Raw genomic sequence first — 16,796 nt, forward strand, 5'->3', positions numbered from 1 at the left:
AGTCGGGGGCTCACGTGCGTTAACCGGCGCCTCAGCGCTCCGGCCAGGCCCCCGACGTGGTGAACTCGGGGTCCTTTTCGCGGCGCATCCACTCCTGGAAGCTCTCGGCGTGCTCACGGCACCAGTCGACCTGGCGGGCGTGCAGGTCTTCTGCGGTCATCGCCAGGGCATGCGGGTAGCGACGGGCGATGGCCTGGGCCAGATGGCCGGCGGCGATGGCATCCGCGCCGGCATCGTGCGCCGCCGTGAGCACGACCCCGTAGTGCTCGGTCGCGGCGCTCAGCGTGCGCTTGCCCTTGCGGTAGCGATCCACGGCCTTGTCGATGACGAACGGGTCGATGATCGGCGCCGGCGTGGCCAACGGGGCGATGCCGTAGCGGCGGGCCTCGCGGTTGAGGATGGTGAGGTCATAGGCGGCGTTGTATGCCACGAGGGGAATGCCGGCGTCCAGATGCCCGCGTACGGCGTTGACGATCTCGGTGATCGCCTCAGCGGCGACCCGGCCGTAGATGCGCACGTACTCGGTCGTCAGGCCGTGCACGGCACTCGCCTGCTCGGGAATGTCGATGGCGGGATCGACGATCCAGTCGATGCGTTCTGTCACGGTGCCCGCCGCGTCGATGACGGCGACGGTCGCGCTGACGATGCGACTGGTCTCCACGTCGATTCCGGTGGTCTCGAGGTCGAAGACGGCGAGGGTGTCGCACCAGGTCGCCAGGGGGAGCATCGTCACGGATTCAGGGTAGACAGCACGGCCGACATCCCTCGTGAGCCACTCCGCGAAGCTGAGCGTTCCCGTCACATCCGGATGCGGTGGCAGGTTGGCGCCGTTCCGGAATGCGGCCGTCAGCCGTCGGGGGAGCGGCAGCGGGATGATCGGCCCGTTGCCGAGGTGCGCTGAACGTCGCAGTGACGCGATCGTGTGTGCGGGAAGCACCTCGGGCCCGGCGACGGTGATCACCCGCTGGCGTCCCGGAGGGATGACGGCCTCGTCCACGAGCACCCGCGCCACGTCGGCGACTGCGACCGGCTGGAAGCGCAGGCCCGGCGTCCTTGTGGTCCAGCCGAAGGGCGCCAGCCCGAAGAGCCGGTCGACGAGGTCGTGGAACTGGGTGGCCCGCACGATCGTGAACTGGAGCCCGCTTTCGCGGTAGGCCTGCTCCTGGGCAACCTTCGCCCGGTAGTAGGGCAGCGGCGTCTGCTCGATTCCGACGATCGAGAGCAGGACGAGCCGGCGCACCTTGGCGATGCGGGCCGCGGCTGCGACGACCCGTGGCCCGGTGGTGAGGGTCTTCAGGCTCGCCCCGGCGGAGCCGTTGGTCGCGTCGATGACGGCGCTCGCTCCCGTGAGCGCGCCGATGAGTCCCACACCGGTGACGATGTCGCCCTGCACGTATTCCACGTCGGCCGACCTGCCCCCGTGCGGCGGCAGGCGGCGGGCGAGCACGCGCACGCGCAGACCGCGGGCACGGGCATCGGCCACCACCGCGCGACCCGCCGTTCCCGTGCCTCCGAGCACGAGGATCAGCGGCGGCCCCGAGGGGGCATCAGCCACAGTGCAGCCAGTAGAAGCTCTGGGTCGCGAGGGTGAGGGTGAGCTTGCCCTCGTCGTCGAACGACGGGAAGACGCCGCCGCCGAAGAGGTCGTACAGGCGCGTGCCGGCCAGGGCGGGGTCTTCGATCGTCACCGAGATGGGGTTGTGCGAGAAGCTGAACACGCACAGCACGGTCTCGGCCTGGTCGCCGCCGTAGGTGCCGTACCGGGGGGCGCTGCCGTCGTAGTGCCGCAGGAAGGCCAGCGCGGAGTCGTTGTCGGTCTGCAGGAGCGTCAGGTCGCCGAGGCCGAAGACCGGGTGCCCCTTGCGTACGTGGATGACGTTGCGCACCCAGTGCAGCAGCGAGCGCGACTGGGCCAGCTGCGACTCGACGTTCACCTGGTTGTAGTGGAAGACGAGGGACTGCACGACGGGCAGGTAGAGCTTGCCCGGGTCGGCGGCGCTGAAGCCGGCGTTGCGGTCTGGCGTCCACTGCATCGGCGTCCGCGAGGAGTCGCGGTCGGGGAGCCAGATGTTGTCGCCCATGCCGATCTCATCGCCGTAGTAGAGGAAGGGGCTTCCCGGGAGCGAGAACAGCAGGGCGTGGGCGAGCTCCAGCTCCGCCCGTGAGTTGTCGAGCAGGGGCGCCAGGCGCCGGCGGATGCCGACGTTCGACCGCATGCGCGGGTCGTAGGCGTACCAGCCGTACATCGCCTGCCGATACTCCTCCGAGACCATCTCGAGCGTCAGCTCGTCGTGGTTGCGCAGGAAGACGCCCCAGCCGGCCGAAGCAGGCACGTCGGTCGTCTCGGAGAGCACTCGCTTCAGCTCCTCGGCCTGCTGCGAGCGCAGGGCGTAGAAGATGCGGGGCATCACCGGGAAGTCGAAGGCCATGTGGCATTCGGGCTCCTCCTCGGTGCCGAAGAACGCCGCGACCTCACGCGGCCACTGGTTCGCCTCGGCGATCATCACGCGGCCGGGGTAGTCGCGGTCGATCATGGCCCGCATGCGCTTGACGAACTCGTGGGTCTCGGGCTCGCCCTCGCCGTTGCCCTCGTCGGACTCGTAGAAGTAGGGCACCGCATCCAGTCGCAGACCATCGACCCCCATGTCGAGCCAGAACCGGACAATGTCGAAGACGGCCTCGTGCACCGCCGGGTTCTCGAAGTTCAGGTCGGGCTGGTGCGAGAAGAAGCGGTGGAAGTAGAACTGGCGGCGCACCGAGTCGAAGGCCCAGTTGGAGTCCTCGGTGTCGACGAAGATGATGCGGATGTCGGGCCACTTGTCGTCGGTGTCGTTCCAGACGTAGAAGTCGCCGTAGGGGCCATCGGGATCTTCCCGGGAGGCCTGGAACCACTCGTGCTGGTCGCTCGTGTGGTTCAGCGGAAGGTCGATGACGATGCGCATGTCGCGCTCGTGCGCCTTCGTCACGAGCTCGCGGAACTCGTCGACCGTTCCGAACTCGGGCAGCACCGATTTGTAGTCGGAGATGTCGTACCCGCCGTCTCGCAGCGGCGAGGCGAAGACCGGCGGGATCCACAGGGCGTCGATGCCGAGCCATTGCAGGTAGTCGAGCTTGGAGATCAGGCCGGCGATGTCGCCCGTTCCGTCGCCGTTGGCGTCGACGAAGGAGCGCACCATCACCTCGTAGAAGACGCTGCGCTTGTACCACTGGGGATCGAGGGTGAGTCCGGGCAACTGGATGGGCGCGGTGAAGGTCACTCTCCGAGTCTAAGAGGGAGCGTTCGCTCTCTGTCCAACGGTTGACAGCGGCGGTGTGTCGTCGTGCCCGTCGCCGCCGCGCAGAGACACCTTAGACTTACTGCGATGACCGCTCCCTCGCCGTATGCCGCCGCGCTGGCGCGCATCCCCGTGGTCGAGCGCTCGCTGTCTGCGGCCGGCAGTACGACCCGCTACTGGGAGTACGGCGACGCGGATGCCGAGACGACCATCGTCGCCGTGCACGGGTTCCGGGGTGATCACCACGGGCTGGAACCCGTCGTTGCGCAGTTGCCGCAGTTCCGCATCATCTCGCCCGACCTGCCCGGCTTCGGTCTCTCCGATCCCCTTCCGGCCGGTCACGACATCGACGCGTACGTCGGGTGGTTGCGCGCGTTCCTGGAGGGCCTCGAGGTGCGCGGCCGTCTTGTGCTGCTGGGGCACTCCTTCGGCTCGATCGTCGCCTCCGCAGCCGTCGCGGCCGGCGTGGAGGTCGATGACCTCATCCTCGTCAATCCCATCGGCGCGCCGGCGCTCGAGGGCCCGCGGGGCGTCATGACCCGGCTCGCCGTGCTCTACTACCGGGCCGGCGCTGCGCTGCCCGAGCGGGCGGGCTTCGCCCTGCTGCGCAACCGCGTCATCGTGCGGGTGATGAGCATCTCGATGGCCAAGACGAAGGACCGCGACCTGCGCCGATTCGTGCACGACCAGCACGACCGCTACTTCTCGGCGTTCAGCGATCGCGACGTCGTCCTCGAGGCGTTCCGGGCATCCGTCAGCCACGACGTGAGCGAGTACGCCCATGACATCACGACCCGTACGCTGCTCATCGCGGCCGAGAAGGACGACATCACGCCGCTCGCCGCCGAGGTGCGCCTGCAGACGCTCTTCCCGGATGCCGAGCTCCAGGTGATCGAAGACGTGGGGCACCTCATCCACTACGAGACCCCCCTCGCCGCCGCCGAGCACATCCGGAGCTTCCTCACGTGAAAATCGTCTTCGACTGCCGCTACACGCGGTTCGACCGACATGATGGCATCAGCCGGTACACCGCGAGCCTCGTCGAAGCATTCGCCCGCCTGCATCCGGTCACGATGCTCATCAGCGATCACCGCCAGCTCGACCTGCTGCCCGACCTGCCCTGGCAACTCGTGGCGAGCCCGACGAGCGCCCGGGACCCCTTCGTCGCCCGGCAGGTGAACCGGCTGAAGCCCGATGTGGTCTACACGCCCATGCAGACCATGGGCTCATGGGGCCGGCGCTACGCGTTCGTGCTGACGGTGCACGACCTCATCTACTACACGAACCGCACCCCGCCCCGGAACCTGCCGTTGGCCATCCGCGGACTCTGGCGGCTCTACCACCTGGCGTGGTGGCCGCAGCGCCTCCTCCTGAACCGGGCGGACGCGGTCGCGACGGTCTCGCACACGACGGCGGAACTGATCGCGCGGCATTCGCTGACCCACCGGCCGGTCACCGTCATCCCCAATGCGGCGCCGCCCCTTCCCGGCGAGGACGTGCCGGTGCGGGCGCGGCCCCAGCAGCGCTCGCTCGTCTACATGGGCTCGTTCATGCCGTACAAGAACGTCGAGGCGCTCGTTCGGGCCGTGGCGCTGGTGCCGGGAACCCGGCTGCACCTGATGAGCGGAGTGAGCGACGCCGACCGGCGGCGACTGACGGCACTCGCCCCGCAGGCCGACCTCGTCTTCCACGACGGCGCCACCGACGCCGAGTACGCCGACATCCTGAGGCACGCGACCGCGCTCGTCTCCACCTCCCTCGATGAGGGCTTCGGCATTCCGCTCGTCGAGGCCATGTCGGTCGGTACGCCCATCGTCGTCAGCGACATCCCGATCTTCCGCGAGATCGGGGGAGCGGCAGCCCTCTACGTGGATCCGAAGGATCCGAAGGCGATCGCCGCGGGCATCCTCTCGCTCGACGCGCCCGGAGACTGGGAGCGTCGCTCGCTCGCGGGACGCACCGAGGCTGCCCGGTTCACGTGGGAGGGTTCTGCCCGCAAGCTGCTGGCCCTGCTCGAGCAGACGGTGGCCGCGCGCCGCCGTTGAGCACCGCGGGTGTGCTCGCGATGACTCAGCTGGAGACGGGCTTCGGCTCCTCTTCGAGGAAGACTCCGCCCGGACGGCCCGAAGCGGTCATGAGCTGTTCGACCCACTCGCGGTTGATCGTAGGCGTGCGCGAGCCGCTGTACGCGTAGTGGATGCCCACGCCGTTGTCGATCCAGAGCGCACGCCGTCCGCTGCCGAGTTCGAAAGGCTGCAGCCACGAGAGCACGAAGGGCTCGTGCCGTCTCAGCTTCGTCGTGAGCACCAGCTGCAGGTGGGCGAGCACCCGGTCCTCGAATTCGAAGCCCTCGTGGTCGTAGAAGAGTGTGCCCACGCGAAGTCCGTCCGATCCAGTGCCGCGTTCGGGCACCCGTAGAAGATTACAGTGCGCGGAAGGGCCCCTCGTGCAGTTCACCTGCCGAGGGCCGGTAGCCTTGCTGGGGCGAAGACGTCGGTCTCGCCGTACTGAGTGAATGGAGCGCGCCGCGTGGTGATCAACAGACTGACGGTCGATGGCAAGGACTACTTCCTCCCCGACCCCATCGATGAGCTGCGCACCCAGATCCTCGGTGCCGTGCAAGCAGGCGGCGGCTACGTCAACATCCCGCCGCTGCGCGGAGGTCCCGGCATCGACATCCTGTTCTCGCCGGGCATGCCGGTCACCTGGACCAAGATCGAAGTGAACGAGAGCACCGAGGCTGCCGCGGACCCGAACGCGGACACCGACTTCGACTTCTGAGCTGCTGACGCCGTGACGAGCGTCGAGGCCTACTGCCGGTTCTCCAGCAGAAGCGCCTCGACCTCGACGCGCGGCAGCGGCCGCGCGATCAGGTAACCCTGCGCACGATCGCAGCGCAGTCGACGGGCACGCTGCAGGTCCGCAGGCGTCTCCACGCCCTCCGCAACGACGCGGATGCCGCGATCCTTGACCAGGCCGATGACGGTGGCCAGCATCCGATTGCCGATGGCGCTGTCGTCCTGCACGATGGTGCGGTCGATCTTCAATTCACTCGCCGGCAGGCTCATGAGCTGCTCGACCGAGGTGTGGCCGGTGCCGAAGTCGTCGATCGAGATGCCCACGCCCGTTCCACGCACCTGCGAAAGCCGCTCGGAAACGGCCTCGAGGTCGTCGATCCGCTCGCTCTCCGTGATCTCGATCGTCAGGCGTCCCGCCTCGATGCCGGCGTGGCCGACGTAGCCCTCCAGGTCGCCGAAGAAGCGGTCGTCATCGAGTTGCCTGGCCGAGACGTTGACGGAGACCTCGATGGCCAGCCCCTGGGCGTCCCAGTCAGCGGCGAGGCGGCAGGCGTCGGCCAGCATGAAGCGGCCGATGTCGTGGATGGCTCCCGTCGCCTCGGCGAGGGGGATGAAGACGTCGGGCGGCACGAGGCCGAGCTCGGGATGCTGCCACCGGCTCAGCGATTCCACGGCGACGAACGCCCCGGTCGCCAAGTCGACCTGGGGCTGATAGCGAGCGACGATCTGGCCGAGGTCGACGGCCACGGCGAGGTCGCGCCTGAGGCGCTCCTCCGTCGTCGCTTCAGTGGAGCTCATTGCATGCGTCCCGTCGTCTTTTCCGGATACTCGATTCTCGATCGTGCAGAGAAGCCGGAAATTCGTCAACCGCCCTATCCGTCGATTTCCATGCGCTACTCTACGTTCTCCCGGGCGATCGAAGCCGCAATGAGGGCGATGACAGGGCCTCCGGTTATGCTTGCTCCGGCCGTGACCTTCATCGCCGATCCGGCCCCGCCGGAGCCCCGACAGAGGAGCCCCAGGTGCCCTTGACCTCACCGCAGGACGTCGACGTCCAGCACCGCAACAACGTGACGATCACCGGGAACCCCACAGGACGGCCGATCGTCTTCGCCCACGGATTCGGCTGTAGTCAGGAGATGTGGCGCTTCGTCGCCCCTGCTTTCGAAGAGGATCACCTCGTCGTGCTGTTCGACCACGTGGGGGCGGGCGGCTCCGACCTCAGCGCGTACGACCGCGCCAAGTACGACTCCCTGCACGGCTACGCCGACGACGTGCTCGAGATCCTCGAGCAGCTGGATCTGAGCGACGCAGTATACGTTGGACACTCCGTCAGCGCAATGGTCGGAATTCTGGCCGCCGCGCACGACCCCACGCGCTTCGGAAACCTCGTGCTTGTCGGCCCCTCTCCGCGCTACATCGACGACGCCGACTACACCGGCGGCTTCAGCCGAGAGGACATCGAAGGACTGCTCGACGCCCTCGACTCCAACCACCTCGGGTGGTCGGCCACCATGGCGCCGATCATCATGGGCAACCCCGACCGACCGGCCCTCGGCGAGGAACTGACCACCAGTTTCTGCAACGTCGACCCGGCCATCGCGCGGCATTTCGCGCGCGTTACCTTCACCTCCGACAACCGGGCCGATCTCGCAGCCGTCCTCACGCCGACGCTCGTGCTGCAGAGCGCCGATGACGCCATCGCACCCCGTGTGGTCGGTGAGTACGTGCACGACCAGATCGCCGACAGCCGTTTCGTGCTGCTGGATGCCTCGGGCCACTGCCCCAACCTCTCGGCGCCCGAGGAAGTGGTGCGCGCCATCCGGGAATACCTGTCGTGACCGAGGTGACCCCGGCAGCGCCTCCTCGTTCCGTCGACGGCGAGTCGGTGTCGGCCGCTCTGTACGATCACGCGCCGTGCGGCCTGCTCTGCATCGCATCCGACGGCACCATCACCCGTGCGAACTCCACCCTGCTGCAGTGGCTGGGGTACCGAGGGGAAGAGCTCGATGGCAGCCCGTTCGTCGACGTGCTCGACACGGCGCCACGGTTGTTCTACGAGACGCGCTTCCTTCCGGTGCTGAACCTCGAGGGCGAGGTGCGCGAGATCTCCCTCTCCCTGCGACGCGCCGATGGCTCGACGCTTCCCGTGCTGATGAACGCCGTCAAGGTCGGCGATGAGGTGCGCGCCGCCATCTTCGACGCCACCCAGCGTCAGGACTACGAACGCGAACTGCTGAATGCGCGACGGGAGGCGGAGGCCTCCGCCGTGCGCATCCGCGTGCTCCAGCAGGCCTCGCTCCGCTTCGACGGATGCGCCACCGAGCAGGACCTGGCGAGCGTTCTGGCCGAATGCGCACGCGAGGCATTCGCGGCGGCTCCCGTGACCGTGCTGCTGGCCGCGGATGCCGGCGCGTTCTACCTCGCAGCCGGCGAACTGCCCACGCGGCCCGGCTCGCAGGTGGGCGACCGCCTCGAGACGGCCGGCGGGCCGGCCTCCGACGCACTGCGTCACGGTGAGGTCGTCAGTGTCTCGGATCGGCAGGAGCTGGCGAGAACCTACCCGCAATTCAGCGAGCAGTTCCGGCGCGCACGCGTCGAGGCGGTGACGGCCACACCGCTGCTGCCCGACGGCGCAGGGCCCCTCGGAGTGCTGCTGTGCTTCTTCGGGAGGGGGCGTCCGTTCCCGCCCGAGACGTTGGAGCTGATGCAGTCGCTCGCGCGACAGGCGTCCCAGACGCTCATCCGCATCCGGCTGCAGGAACGGCTCGAACGGATGGCGTTGTACGACCAGCTCACGGGGATCGCCAATCGCCGGCTGCTCATCGAGCGCCTCGGCGAGGTGCTCGAGTCCGGCCGGCGGAACGGTCGGTGCACCGCGCTCGTGTTCCTGGACCTCGACGGCTTCAAGCCCGTGAACGACCAGCTCGGTCATGCCGTCGGCGACGACCTGCTGCGCGTCGTGGCGGCCCGCATCCGCTCGAGCGTGCGCCCCTATGACACGGCAGGCCGCTTCGGCGGCGACGAGTTCATCATCGTCTGCGACGACACCGACGCGCACGGTGCTGCCGTGATCGCCGAGCGCGTGCGCGCCGCCATCGAGGCACCGATCGCCGAGCTTCCCGACGGTTTCACCATTCGCGCGAGCATCGGCATCGCCGTGCACGATCACGCGGTCCAGTCGGTGCCCATCTCGGCCGGCGCCTTGATCCATGCCGCCGATGACGCCATGTTCGAATCCAAGCGTGCGGGCGGCAATCAGTTCACGATCGTGGACGCCTGAGGTCGGAACGAATCGCGTGGGGGCCGCTGGAGCGCAGGGCCCGACGCAGTTCCTTGCCGACGACGACGGCTGAGGGGCGCTCGGCGGGCTCGCGCGCCGTCATCCGCTCGATGAGGGAGCGCCACGGCCCGGAGACGATGTCGGGGATCTCGGGGTCCCGGCGCAGTCGCGCCATGGCCGAGGCGACCGGATCGCCGGGGTACTGGATGGTGCGGGTGAAGCACTCCAGCAGCACGAGTCCCAGCGAGTAGATGTCGGACGCGGTGCTCAGTGGCAGCCCGCGCACCTGTTCCGGGCTGAGGTAGGCCGCGGTTCCCGTGACGGTCGCGGCGCTCTCCACCGCCCTCTCGGAGTGGATCGCGATGCCGAAGTCGGTCAGGCGTGCCCGCACCCGGGACTGGCCGACGCCGTAGTCCACGAGCATGATGTTGGAGGGCGTGATGTCGCGGTGGATGATTCCGCGCGCGTGCACGTACTCGAGAGCCTCGGCCACCTCGTACCCGATCTCGCCGATCTGGCGGAGCGACAGGGCGTGCTCGGCGAGGGTGGCACGAAGCGTGCGACCCGGCACGAGTTCCATGATGAGGAAGGGTCGCGGGTCCTCGGGGGTGGAGAGGTCGACGCCGGCATCGAGGATGGATACGAGACCGTGGTGGCTGAGCGCAGCGAGCACCCGCAATTCGTGCCGGTACTGGCTGACGTGGGATTCCGTTCCGCCGCTGAACACCTTGATCGCCACGGCTCGTCCAAGGGATTCGTCACGTCCCGAGAACACGGATGCCGAGCCGCCCCGCGCGATGAGGGCGAGCGGCTGGTAGCGATCCAGGAGCAGGGGGGCGTTGAGGGCCTGGCCCGGTTGGTCGCCTCCGCTCATGCGCTCACCCTATTCGTGCCCGGCACGAGCGCGAAAGCGGATTCAGAGCCTTGACACGGGGTGCTCCGACCTGCCAAGGGCGGCCGCCCGTGTTCCTCGCTCAGAGCAGGGCGGCGATGGCCTCGAGCGTCTCCGTGGTTCCCGCGTCGACCTTGACGGCGGCGCGCGAATCGCCCTTCGTGAGGCCTCGATTGATGATGACGATGGGCGTGCGCTGGCGGCGTGCCTGTTCGACGAGGCGGATGCCGGAGTTCACGACGAGCGAGGAGCCGGCGACGAGAAGCACATCGGCGGCACGAAGGAGCGCCTGCGCCTGGCGGAAGCGATCGACCGGTACGAACTCGCCGAAGAAGACCACGTCGGGCTTCAGCATGCCGCCGCAGACCGTGCAATCGGGCACGACGAAGTCATCGACCTCGCTGACCTCGGCGTCGCCGTCGGGCGCAAGGCGTGCCGCCTCCGCGTCGTCGAGCCACGGATTGGCGGCGGCGAGGCGCTCGGCGATGTCGGTGCGCGCGAACACCTGGCCGCAGTGCAGGCAGAGCACGCGATCCATGGAGCCGTGCAGGGTCACGACGCGGCCGGATCCCGCGCGGCTGTGCAGGCCGTCGACGTTCTGGGTGATGATGCCGCTGACGCGTCCGGCCTCTTCGAGCTCCGCGAGCAGACGGTGCCCCCGGTTGGGCTGGGCGGCGGCGAAGCGGTGCCAGCCGAGGTGGCTGCCTGCCCAGTAGCGCTTGCGGTTGCGCTCGTCGGCGAGGAACTGCTGGAACGTCATGGGATTGCGCGCGGGCGCGCCGGCGCCGCGGTAGTCGGGGATGCCGGAGTCGGTCGACACCCCGGCGCCGGTGAGCACGACGCTCGAGCGGCCGCGCATCAGCTCGGCCGCGGTCTGCGCGCCGAGCACCTGCTCGCCGGTGAGCTCGAGCACAGGATTGCTCATGCCGGCCCCTTCCGTTCCCCTGAGTCTAAACACGCGAGTTTTCCGGAATGTTTCCTGCCGCTGAGACGATGGAGGGGTGCAGCTGATTCCGATCACCGACCTGAGTACAGACGGCCTCTCCGATTACGCCCGGCTGACCGATGTCGCCCTGCGGCGGCTCACGGAACCGGAGGGCGGCCTCTACATCGCCGAGTCGACCAAGGTGATCGCCCGAGCGCTCGCTGCGGGCCATCGCCCTCGCTCCGTACTCGTGCAGCGGCAGTGGATTCCCGACGTCGAGCCACTGCTGGCCGAGTGGCCCGACGTGCCCGTCTACGTGGGCGAGAGCGCCCTGCTGGAGAGCCTGACCGGGTACAGGATGCACCGTGGGGCCCTGGCGGCGATGCATCGTCCGGCGCTGCCCGATCCCGCCGACCTGCTCGTCGGCGCGCGTCGTGTCGTCATGTTGGAGGACATCGTCGACCACACCAATGTCGGTGCGGTCTTCCGCGCGGCAGCCGGCCTCGGCGCCGATGCCGTGCTCATCAGCCCGCGGTGCGCCGACCCCCTCTACCGCCGCAGCGTGCGGGTGAGCATGGGCACCGTGCTGCAGGTGCCGTGGACGCGTATTCCGGAGTGGGACGAGGCGGCACCGCTGCTGCACGCGGCCGGCTTCACGGTCGCGGCGCTCGCCCTCGCCGAGCACGCGGTCAGCCTGCGGGCGTTCGCCGCCGATCCTCCCGACCGGGTGGCCATCGTGCTCGGAACGGAGGGTGACGGCCTCAGCCGTTCTGCCATCGCGGCCGCCGACACGGTTCTCACCATCCCCATGCTGCACGGCGTCGACTCGCTCAACGTCGCCGCCGCGAGCGCGGTTGCCCTGTACGCGCTGCAGGTGGACGAGAGCGCATCCGCGGGAATTTAGACTGAGCGGATGCCCCTCACTCGACGCCAGATCTACCGACGTCGCAGAATCGTCGTCTTCGGCGGTCTCGTCCTGGTTCTCGCCGCCCTCATCTACTCCTTCAGCACCCTCACCGCCTCGGTCCCCGCGACCGCCGCCGAACTGAAGGAGCCCGCCGCGATCTCGACGCCGCAGGCGCAGCCCGCATGGCCGGGGTTCGGCCGCGGCGCCGTCGGCGCCGTCGGGTTCGACGGCGTTCTCTCGGCCAGCGGCGACCAGTCGGCCGCGCCGATGGCGAGCATCACGAAGATCATCACCGCCCTCGTCGTGCTCGACGCCAAGCCGATCGCCGTGGGGGAGGATGGGCCCTCGATCACCTACACCGACGCCGATGTCGACATCTACTACCAGGAGGTGGCCGCTGACGCCTCCGTCGCGCCGGTGCGCGATGGCCTCGTGCTGAGTGAGAAGCAGTCCCTCACGATGATGCTGCTGCCCTCGGCGGGCAACTACTCGATCTCGGTCGCGAACTGGGCGTTCGGCTCGGTCGACGCCTACCTCGGTGCCGCGGCCACGTGGCTGAAGGCCCACGGCCTTGCGAACACGACGGTCGTCGACACGAGCGGCCTGTCCGACGAGAGCGCGAGCACCCCGGCAGACCTCGTGGAACTGGCCAAGATCGCCAACACCGACCCCACCATCTCGGCGATCGTCTCGCAGCCCTCGGCCGAGATCCCCGGAATCGGAACCATCGAGAACACGAACAAGATGATCGGCAGCCACAACGTCGACGGCATCAAGACCGGCACGAACGACAATGCCGGCGCCTGCCTGCTGTTCTCGGCCGACTACACGATCGGCTCCCGCACCGTGACCGTCGTCGGGGTGCTGCTGGGCGGCCCCGACATGGGCGATCACGCCGAGCTCGATGCGGCGGTCGGAACGCTGCTGGACTCCGTCTCGGCGGCCTTCCACGAGGTCACGCTCACCAAGGCCGGAGAACGCTACGCGAGCTACACGTCGGAGTGGGGCGACACCGTGACGGCCGTCGCCGAGCACGACGCCTCCGCCCTGGTCTGGTCGAACACGCCGATCACCTCCACGGCGACGTCGAAGACGCTGCGCACCGTGGCCGACGGAGACACCGTCGGCTCGGTGACCTTCACCATAAACGGCACCACGACCGTCGTACCGCTCGTGGCACGCGGCGAGATCGAGGATCCGGGAACGCTCTGGCGCCTCGGGCACCCGGGCGAGCTCGCCGCCTGAGTCACCGGCGCTCGTGCGCGGCGGCATCCGTGTCGAACGGCGCCGCGATCGGGCGCTTGGGCAGCACGTTGTCACCGGATGACTGGTGACGGATGCGGCGCAGCACCCACGGAACCAGGTACTCGCGTGCCCAGTGCAGATCCTCGGTGCGCGCCCGACGCCAGGTCGAGGTGGGAACGGGTTCGGGCTTCATCGGCTCGAGGCTGTTCGGAACGTTGAGAGCCGCAAGTACGAGGCGGGCGACCTCGTGGTGCCCGAGGGCGTTCAGGTGCAGTCGGTCGGGCGCCCAGAACCGGGTGTCCTGGATCTCGGCGAGCGACCACTGGTCGGCCACGATGCAGTCGTACCGGGCCGCGATCGCCCGGATGTTCTCGTTGTAGATCGCGACCTTGCCGCGAATGCCCCGGAACACCGGTGAGAATCCCACGTCGGTCGCGGTGAAGATGAGCACGGTGGCGCGATCCCGGGAGAGCCGGCTCACGAGAGCCTCGAACTTGGCCGAAACCAGGTCGGGGTCCGACCCGGGCCGGATGACGTCGTTGCCGCCCGCGCAGACCGTGATGAGATCCGGCCGCAGCTCGAGTGCCGGTTCGATCTGCTCGTCGATGATCTGCTGGATGAGCTTGCCTCGGACGGCGAGGTTCGCGTACGCGAAGTCGGGGTTGCTTCGGCTCAGCACCTCGGCGACGCGGTCGGCCCAGCCGCGGTGGCCTCCGGCAACACGCGGCTCCGGGTCGCCGATGCCCTCGGTGAAGGAGTCGCCGATGGCGACGTACCGGGACCAGGGGTGAACGGAGGGGGAGAGAGCATCGTTCGTCATAGCCCTCCTATTCTGCTCCCGCGTCGGGCCCCTCCGGAGATCCCACCGAGAGGGCGGCGATGGCGGACCGGTTCGTCCCGAACGTGCGCAGGCCGTCGACCAGGCCGAAATGGGCGAGCGTGAGAGCGAGATCGGGCCGCACCCGGGCCAGGCTCAACTCGACCTGCCGGGCGTCGAGCCAGGTGCGCAACCGCCGGAAGGCATCCGCGCCCGTGACATCGACGTCGGTGATCGCCTCGCAGTCGAGCACGAGGTGCTGCACGCCGTGGGGCTCGGCGTTGCGCACGGCGCCTTTCAGCGTGTCGGCGAAGGCCTCGGCGTTGGCGAAGAACAGCGGAGCGGCGAAGCGCACGACGACGACCCCGGGAGCGGTCAGCGGCGTTGCGGCATCCAACGGAAGCATGGCGTCCGCCGGGTTCTCGACCGTGCCCAGCACGTCGATGGCCGGCTGGGACGCGCGCTGGGCGAGATTGACGAGGGAGAGCACGAACGCCACGAGGATGCCGGCGATGGGGCCGAGCAGCAGGGCCGTGAGGAAGCAGACGGCCGCGATAGCGAACTCGAACTTGCGCTCCCGCCAGAGCCGGATGAGGTCGGGGATGCCGAGCAGCGGGTACACCGCGACCGCGACGATCGCCCCGATGGCGGGCGAGGGGATGTCGGCGAGCACCGCCGTGCCGAAGATGACGAGCAGCAGCGTTCCCACCGCCGTGACGAGGGAGGGCAGCTGGGTGCGCGAGCCGGCGGAGTCCATCGCGGCCGTGCGCGACGTGGACGAGCCGACGGTGTAGCCGCCGGTGGCTCCGGAGGCGAGGTTGGCCACGCCGAAGGCGAGCAGGTCGCGGTTCAGGTTCACGGGGTAGCCGCGCCGGTCGCCGTAGCTCTTGGAGACGAGCAGGCCCTCGCCCATTCCTACGAGCGTCAGGGCGAAGGCGCTCGGGATGACCGCGAGCCAGTCGCTCCACGCGAGCACCGGCCAGGTGAGAGTGGGCGGCCCTGCCTCGACGGCGCCGAGCACGTCGACGCCCTGCGCGGCGAGCGGGGTGAGCACCATGAGCAGGGTCGTGACGACGAGGACGACGAGGGCCCAGGGGATCGCGCGGATCCAGACCCGGCCGAGCAGGAGGACGGCAATGGAACCCACCGCGATGGCGAGCGAGAAGGGATTCACGGTTGCGAGCGAGGCCACGAGCTGGGTGAGCTTCTCGAGGAACTCGGCACCGCTGTCGATCTTCACCCCGAGCATCTTGGCGACCTGGCTCACGAGGATGTCGAGGGCCAGTCCGCCAACGAAACCGACGAGGATCGGCCGCGAGAGGAAGTTGGCGAGGAAGCCGAGCTTGAACACCGCGAAGAGCACGAAGACGACGCCGCCCGCGATGGCCTGGGCGAACGCGAGCGCGAGGTAGTCCGCGCTGCCCACGGCGGCGAAGGCGACGAGGGAGGAGGCGACGAGGGCGGACGCCGCCGCATCGGGGCTCGCGATCAACTGCCTGCTCGAGACGAAGAACGCCCAAAGCACGGCGGGCACGATGAGCGCGTACAGGCCGGCGGTCGGGGGCAGCCCGGCGATCTGCGCGTAGCCGATGTTCAGCGGCACGGAGATGGCCAGCAGCGTCACGCCCGCGAGCAGTTCGGTGCCGAGGTTGCGAGCCGTCAAGCCGGGGAGGATCAGCCGTGAGCGGCGTGGCTGCGAATGCTCGCGCGGCGCCCCCTCAACCGACACCGGCACCGGCACCCCCGATCTGCTGGGCCCGCCGTGGCGTGCCGACGAAAGCTCAATTCAGTGTGAGCATATCGGCATGGACCAGATCGCCGAGTTCTTCGACGCGCAGAAGCTCAGCGGTTGGGACCTGCTGTTCGCCCTGCTGGTGCTGATCGCCGGCTGGATCGTGGCCTCCCTCGTGAAGCGGGCGATCCTGGCGATCGGGGGCCGCTGGCCGCAGGTGAGCCCGCCGCTCGTGCTCACGCTCGCCCGGGTCGCGAAGTACTTCGTCTGGCTCATCGCGCTCGGCGTCGCCCTCGCCTTCCTCGGGGCGAACGTGCAGCCCCTGCTCGCATCCGTGGTCATCGTGCTCGTCGTGCTGGCACTCGCCTTGCGCGGCATCGCCGGCAACTTCGGCGCCGGAGTCGTGCTGCAGGCTCGACGACCCTTCACGGTCGGCGACGAGATCGAGGTGCAGGGCATCGTCGGCGTCGTGCGGGACCTGAACTCCCGCAGCGTCGTCGTGCACACGAGGGACGGGCGCGTCGCCCACGTGCCCAACTCCGACCTGCTCGAGAACCCGTTCTGGAACAACAGCGAGCACGCCGCACGCCGCAGCGAGATCCGGGTGCGGGTGAGCGAGCCCGGCCAGCGGGACGCCCTCGAGACCCTGCTGGTGGATGCCGCGGAGGCCGGCCCGCTCGTGCACAACAAGCCGCGCCCGAGCGTGCTGTTCACCGAGCTCTCTCCCGAACGCGCCAGTGCGCGGGTGCTGTTCTGGCACGCGCCACTCAATGAGAACGTTGCGACGTCGCAGGCCGTCACCGCGGTGGCGGATGCCCTGACGGGCGCCGGTTTCTCGGCCACGGTGCAGTCGGAGGTCCCCGTTCCGCCGCTGGTTCCGCCGCCCTCGGTCTGAGGCCAGACGCCGCCGGCTGTCGGCCGG

General features: G+C 69.0%; 16 protein-coding genes. 8 read left to right on the forward strand and 8 right to left on the reverse strand.

The annotated features are described in order from the left end of the window. Positions 1–31 precede the first annotated feature (31 nt). Both WDJ51_RS04990 and treS read right to left on the reverse strand, forming a co-directional pair. The gene (locus tag WDJ51_RS04990) at positions 32–1,555 is read right to left on the reverse strand and encodes an NAD(P)H-binding protein (RefSeq protein ID WP_337851330.1); all 1,524 of its coding nucleotides are present in this window, start codon (positions 1,553–1,555) and stop codon (positions 32–34) included. Then, positions 1,548–3,257, reverse strand: coding sequence for a maltose alpha-D-glucosyltransferase (gene treS / locus WDJ51_RS04995; RefSeq protein WP_337851331.1), 1,710 nt, complete (start codon positions 3,255–3,257; stop codon positions 1,548–1,550). The genes WDJ51_RS04990 and treS overlap by 8 nt, the downstream gene beginning before the upstream one ends. 105 nt (positions 3,258–3,362) lie before the next feature. On the opposite strand from treS, the gene WDJ51_RS05000 reads away from it, so the two are divergent. Next, positions 3,363–4,244, forward strand: a complete 882-nt coding sequence (locus WDJ51_RS05000) for an alpha/beta fold hydrolase (RefSeq protein WP_337851332.1) — start codon at positions 3,363–3,365, stop codon at positions 4,242–4,244. Then, a complete protein-coding gene (locus WDJ51_RS05005; protein ID WP_337851333.1) occupies positions 4,241–5,320 on the forward strand; it encodes a glycosyltransferase family 4 protein in 1,080 nt (359 codons plus the stop codon). Before WDJ51_RS05000 ends, WDJ51_RS05005 begins: the two co-directional genes overlap by 4 nt. Positions 5,321–5,345: 25 nt before the next feature. Here the strand turns inward: WDJ51_RS05005 and WDJ51_RS05010 are convergent, their stop codons facing one another. Further along, positions 5,346–5,651 carry a DUF7882 family protein gene (locus WDJ51_RS05010; protein WP_337851334.1) on the reverse strand — a complete coding sequence of 102 codons (306 nt, stop codon included), beginning with the start codon at positions 5,649–5,651 and terminating at the stop codon, positions 5,346–5,348. Positions 5,652–5,804: 153 nt separating this feature from the next. On the opposite strand from WDJ51_RS05010, the gene WDJ51_RS05015 reads away from it, so the two are divergent. Beyond that, positions 5,805–6,056: a hypothetical protein gene (locus WDJ51_RS05015; protein ID WP_337851335.1), complete on the forward strand. Its 252-nt coding sequence runs from the start codon at positions 5,805–5,807 to the stop codon at positions 6,054–6,056. 29 nt (positions 6,057–6,085) lie between these two features. On the opposite strand, the gene WDJ51_RS05020 is transcribed toward WDJ51_RS05015, so the two are convergent. Further along, positions 6,086–6,871: an EAL domain-containing protein gene (locus WDJ51_RS05020; RefSeq protein WP_337851336.1), complete on the reverse strand. Its 786-nt coding sequence runs from the start codon at positions 6,869–6,871 to the stop codon at positions 6,086–6,088. 230 nt (positions 6,872–7,101) lie between these two features. Here WDJ51_RS05020 and WDJ51_RS05025 point away from each other — a divergent pair, with 230 nt between their 5' ends. Then, a complete protein-coding gene (locus WDJ51_RS05025; protein ID WP_337851378.1) occupies positions 7,102–7,914 on the forward strand; it encodes an alpha/beta fold hydrolase in 813 nt (270 codons plus the stop codon). Beyond that, the gene (locus tag WDJ51_RS05030) at positions 7,911–9,356 is read left to right on the forward strand and encodes a sensor domain-containing protein (RefSeq protein WP_337851337.1); all 1,446 of its coding nucleotides are present in this window, start codon (positions 7,911–7,913) and stop codon (positions 9,354–9,356) included. Before WDJ51_RS05025 ends, WDJ51_RS05030 begins: the two co-directional genes overlap by 4 nt. Here WDJ51_RS05030 and WDJ51_RS05035 read toward each other — a convergent pair. Together WDJ51_RS05035 and WDJ51_RS05040 are read right to left on the reverse strand one after the other, a co-directional pair. Beyond that, positions 9,337–10,230, reverse strand: coding sequence for a serine/threonine-protein kinase (locus WDJ51_RS05035; protein ID WP_337851338.1), 894 nt, complete (start codon positions 10,228–10,230; stop codon positions 9,337–9,339). The two genes, WDJ51_RS05030 and WDJ51_RS05035, sit on opposite strands and share 20 nt — an antisense overlap. 100 nt (positions 10,231–10,330) lie before the next feature. Further along, entirely contained in the window at positions 10,331–11,173 is an 843-nt protein-coding gene (locus WDJ51_RS05040; RefSeq protein ID WP_443218456.1) for an NAD-dependent protein deacetylase, read from the reverse strand. A 76-nt stretch (positions 11,174–11,249) separates the two neighbouring features. On the opposite strand from WDJ51_RS05040, the gene WDJ51_RS05045 reads away from it, so the two are divergent. Both WDJ51_RS05045 and WDJ51_RS05050 read left to right on the forward strand, forming a co-directional pair. After that, complete coding sequence (locus tag WDJ51_RS05045; RefSeq protein ID WP_337851339.1) at positions 11,250–12,077, forward strand: TrmH family RNA methyltransferase; 828 nt, start codon at positions 11,250–11,252, stop codon at positions 12,075–12,077. 9 nt (positions 12,078–12,086) lie between these two features. Then, the gene (locus WDJ51_RS05050; RefSeq protein ID WP_337851340.1) at positions 12,087–13,325 is read left to right on the forward strand and encodes a D-alanyl-D-alanine carboxypeptidase family protein; all 1,239 of its coding nucleotides are present in this window, start codon (positions 12,087–12,089) and stop codon (positions 13,323–13,325) included. Between the two features lies 1 nt (position 13,326). On the opposite strand, the gene WDJ51_RS05055 is transcribed toward WDJ51_RS05050, so the two are convergent. Both WDJ51_RS05055 and WDJ51_RS05060 read right to left on the reverse strand, forming a co-directional pair. Further along, complete coding sequence (locus WDJ51_RS05055) at positions 13,327–14,145, reverse strand: SGNH/GDSL hydrolase family protein (protein WP_337851341.1); 819 nt, start codon at positions 14,143–14,145, stop codon at positions 13,327–13,329. 7 nt (positions 14,146–14,152) lie between these two features. Further along, complete coding sequence (locus WDJ51_RS05060) at positions 14,153–15,805, reverse strand: SulP family inorganic anion transporter (RefSeq protein WP_337851342.1); 1,653 nt, start codon at positions 15,803–15,805, stop codon at positions 14,153–14,155. Positions 15,806–15,947: 142 nt separating this feature from the next. Here WDJ51_RS05060 and WDJ51_RS05065 point away from each other — a divergent pair, with 142 nt between their 5' ends. After that, positions 15,948–16,769 carry a mechanosensitive ion channel family protein gene (locus WDJ51_RS05065; RefSeq protein ID WP_337851343.1) on the forward strand — a complete coding sequence of 274 codons (822 nt, stop codon included), beginning with the start codon at positions 15,948–15,950 and terminating at the stop codon, positions 16,767–16,769. The last annotated feature ends 27 nt before the right edge of the window (positions 16,770–16,796 follow it).

Source organism: Rathayibacter sp. YIM 133350, assembly GCF_037404875.1.
In the GTDB taxonomy this organism is placed as follows: domain Bacteria; phylum Actinomycetota; class Actinomycetes; order Actinomycetales; family Microbacteriaceae; genus Orlajensenia.

Coding starts and splice junctions, on each gene's coding strand:
- WDJ51_RS05000 (WP_337851332.1), top strand. CDS start 3,363: ATGACCGCTCCCTCGCCGTATGCCGCCGCGCTGGCGCGCATCCCCGTG.
- WDJ51_RS05020 (WP_337851336.1), bottom strand. CDS start 6,871: ATGAGCTCCACTGAAGCGACGACGGAGGAGCGCCTCAGGCGCGACCTC.
- WDJ51_RS05055 (WP_337851341.1), bottom strand. CDS start 14,145: ATGACGAACGATGCTCTCTCCCCCTCCGTTCACCCCTGGTCCCGGTAC.
- WDJ51_RS05035 (WP_337851338.1), bottom strand. CDS start 10,230: ATGAGCGGAGGCGACCAACCGGGCCAGGCCCTCAACGCCCCCCTGCTC.
- WDJ51_RS05040 (WP_443218456.1), bottom strand. CDS start 11,173: ATGAGCAATCCTGTGCTCGAGCTCACCGGCGAGCAGGTGCTCGGCGCG.
- WDJ51_RS05050 (WP_337851340.1), top strand. CDS start 12,087: ATGCCCCTCACTCGACGCCAGATCTACCGACGTCGCAGAATCGTCGTC.
- WDJ51_RS05065 (WP_337851343.1), top strand. CDS start 15,948: ATGGACCAGATCGCCGAGTTCTTCGACGCGCAGAAGCTCAGCGGTTGG.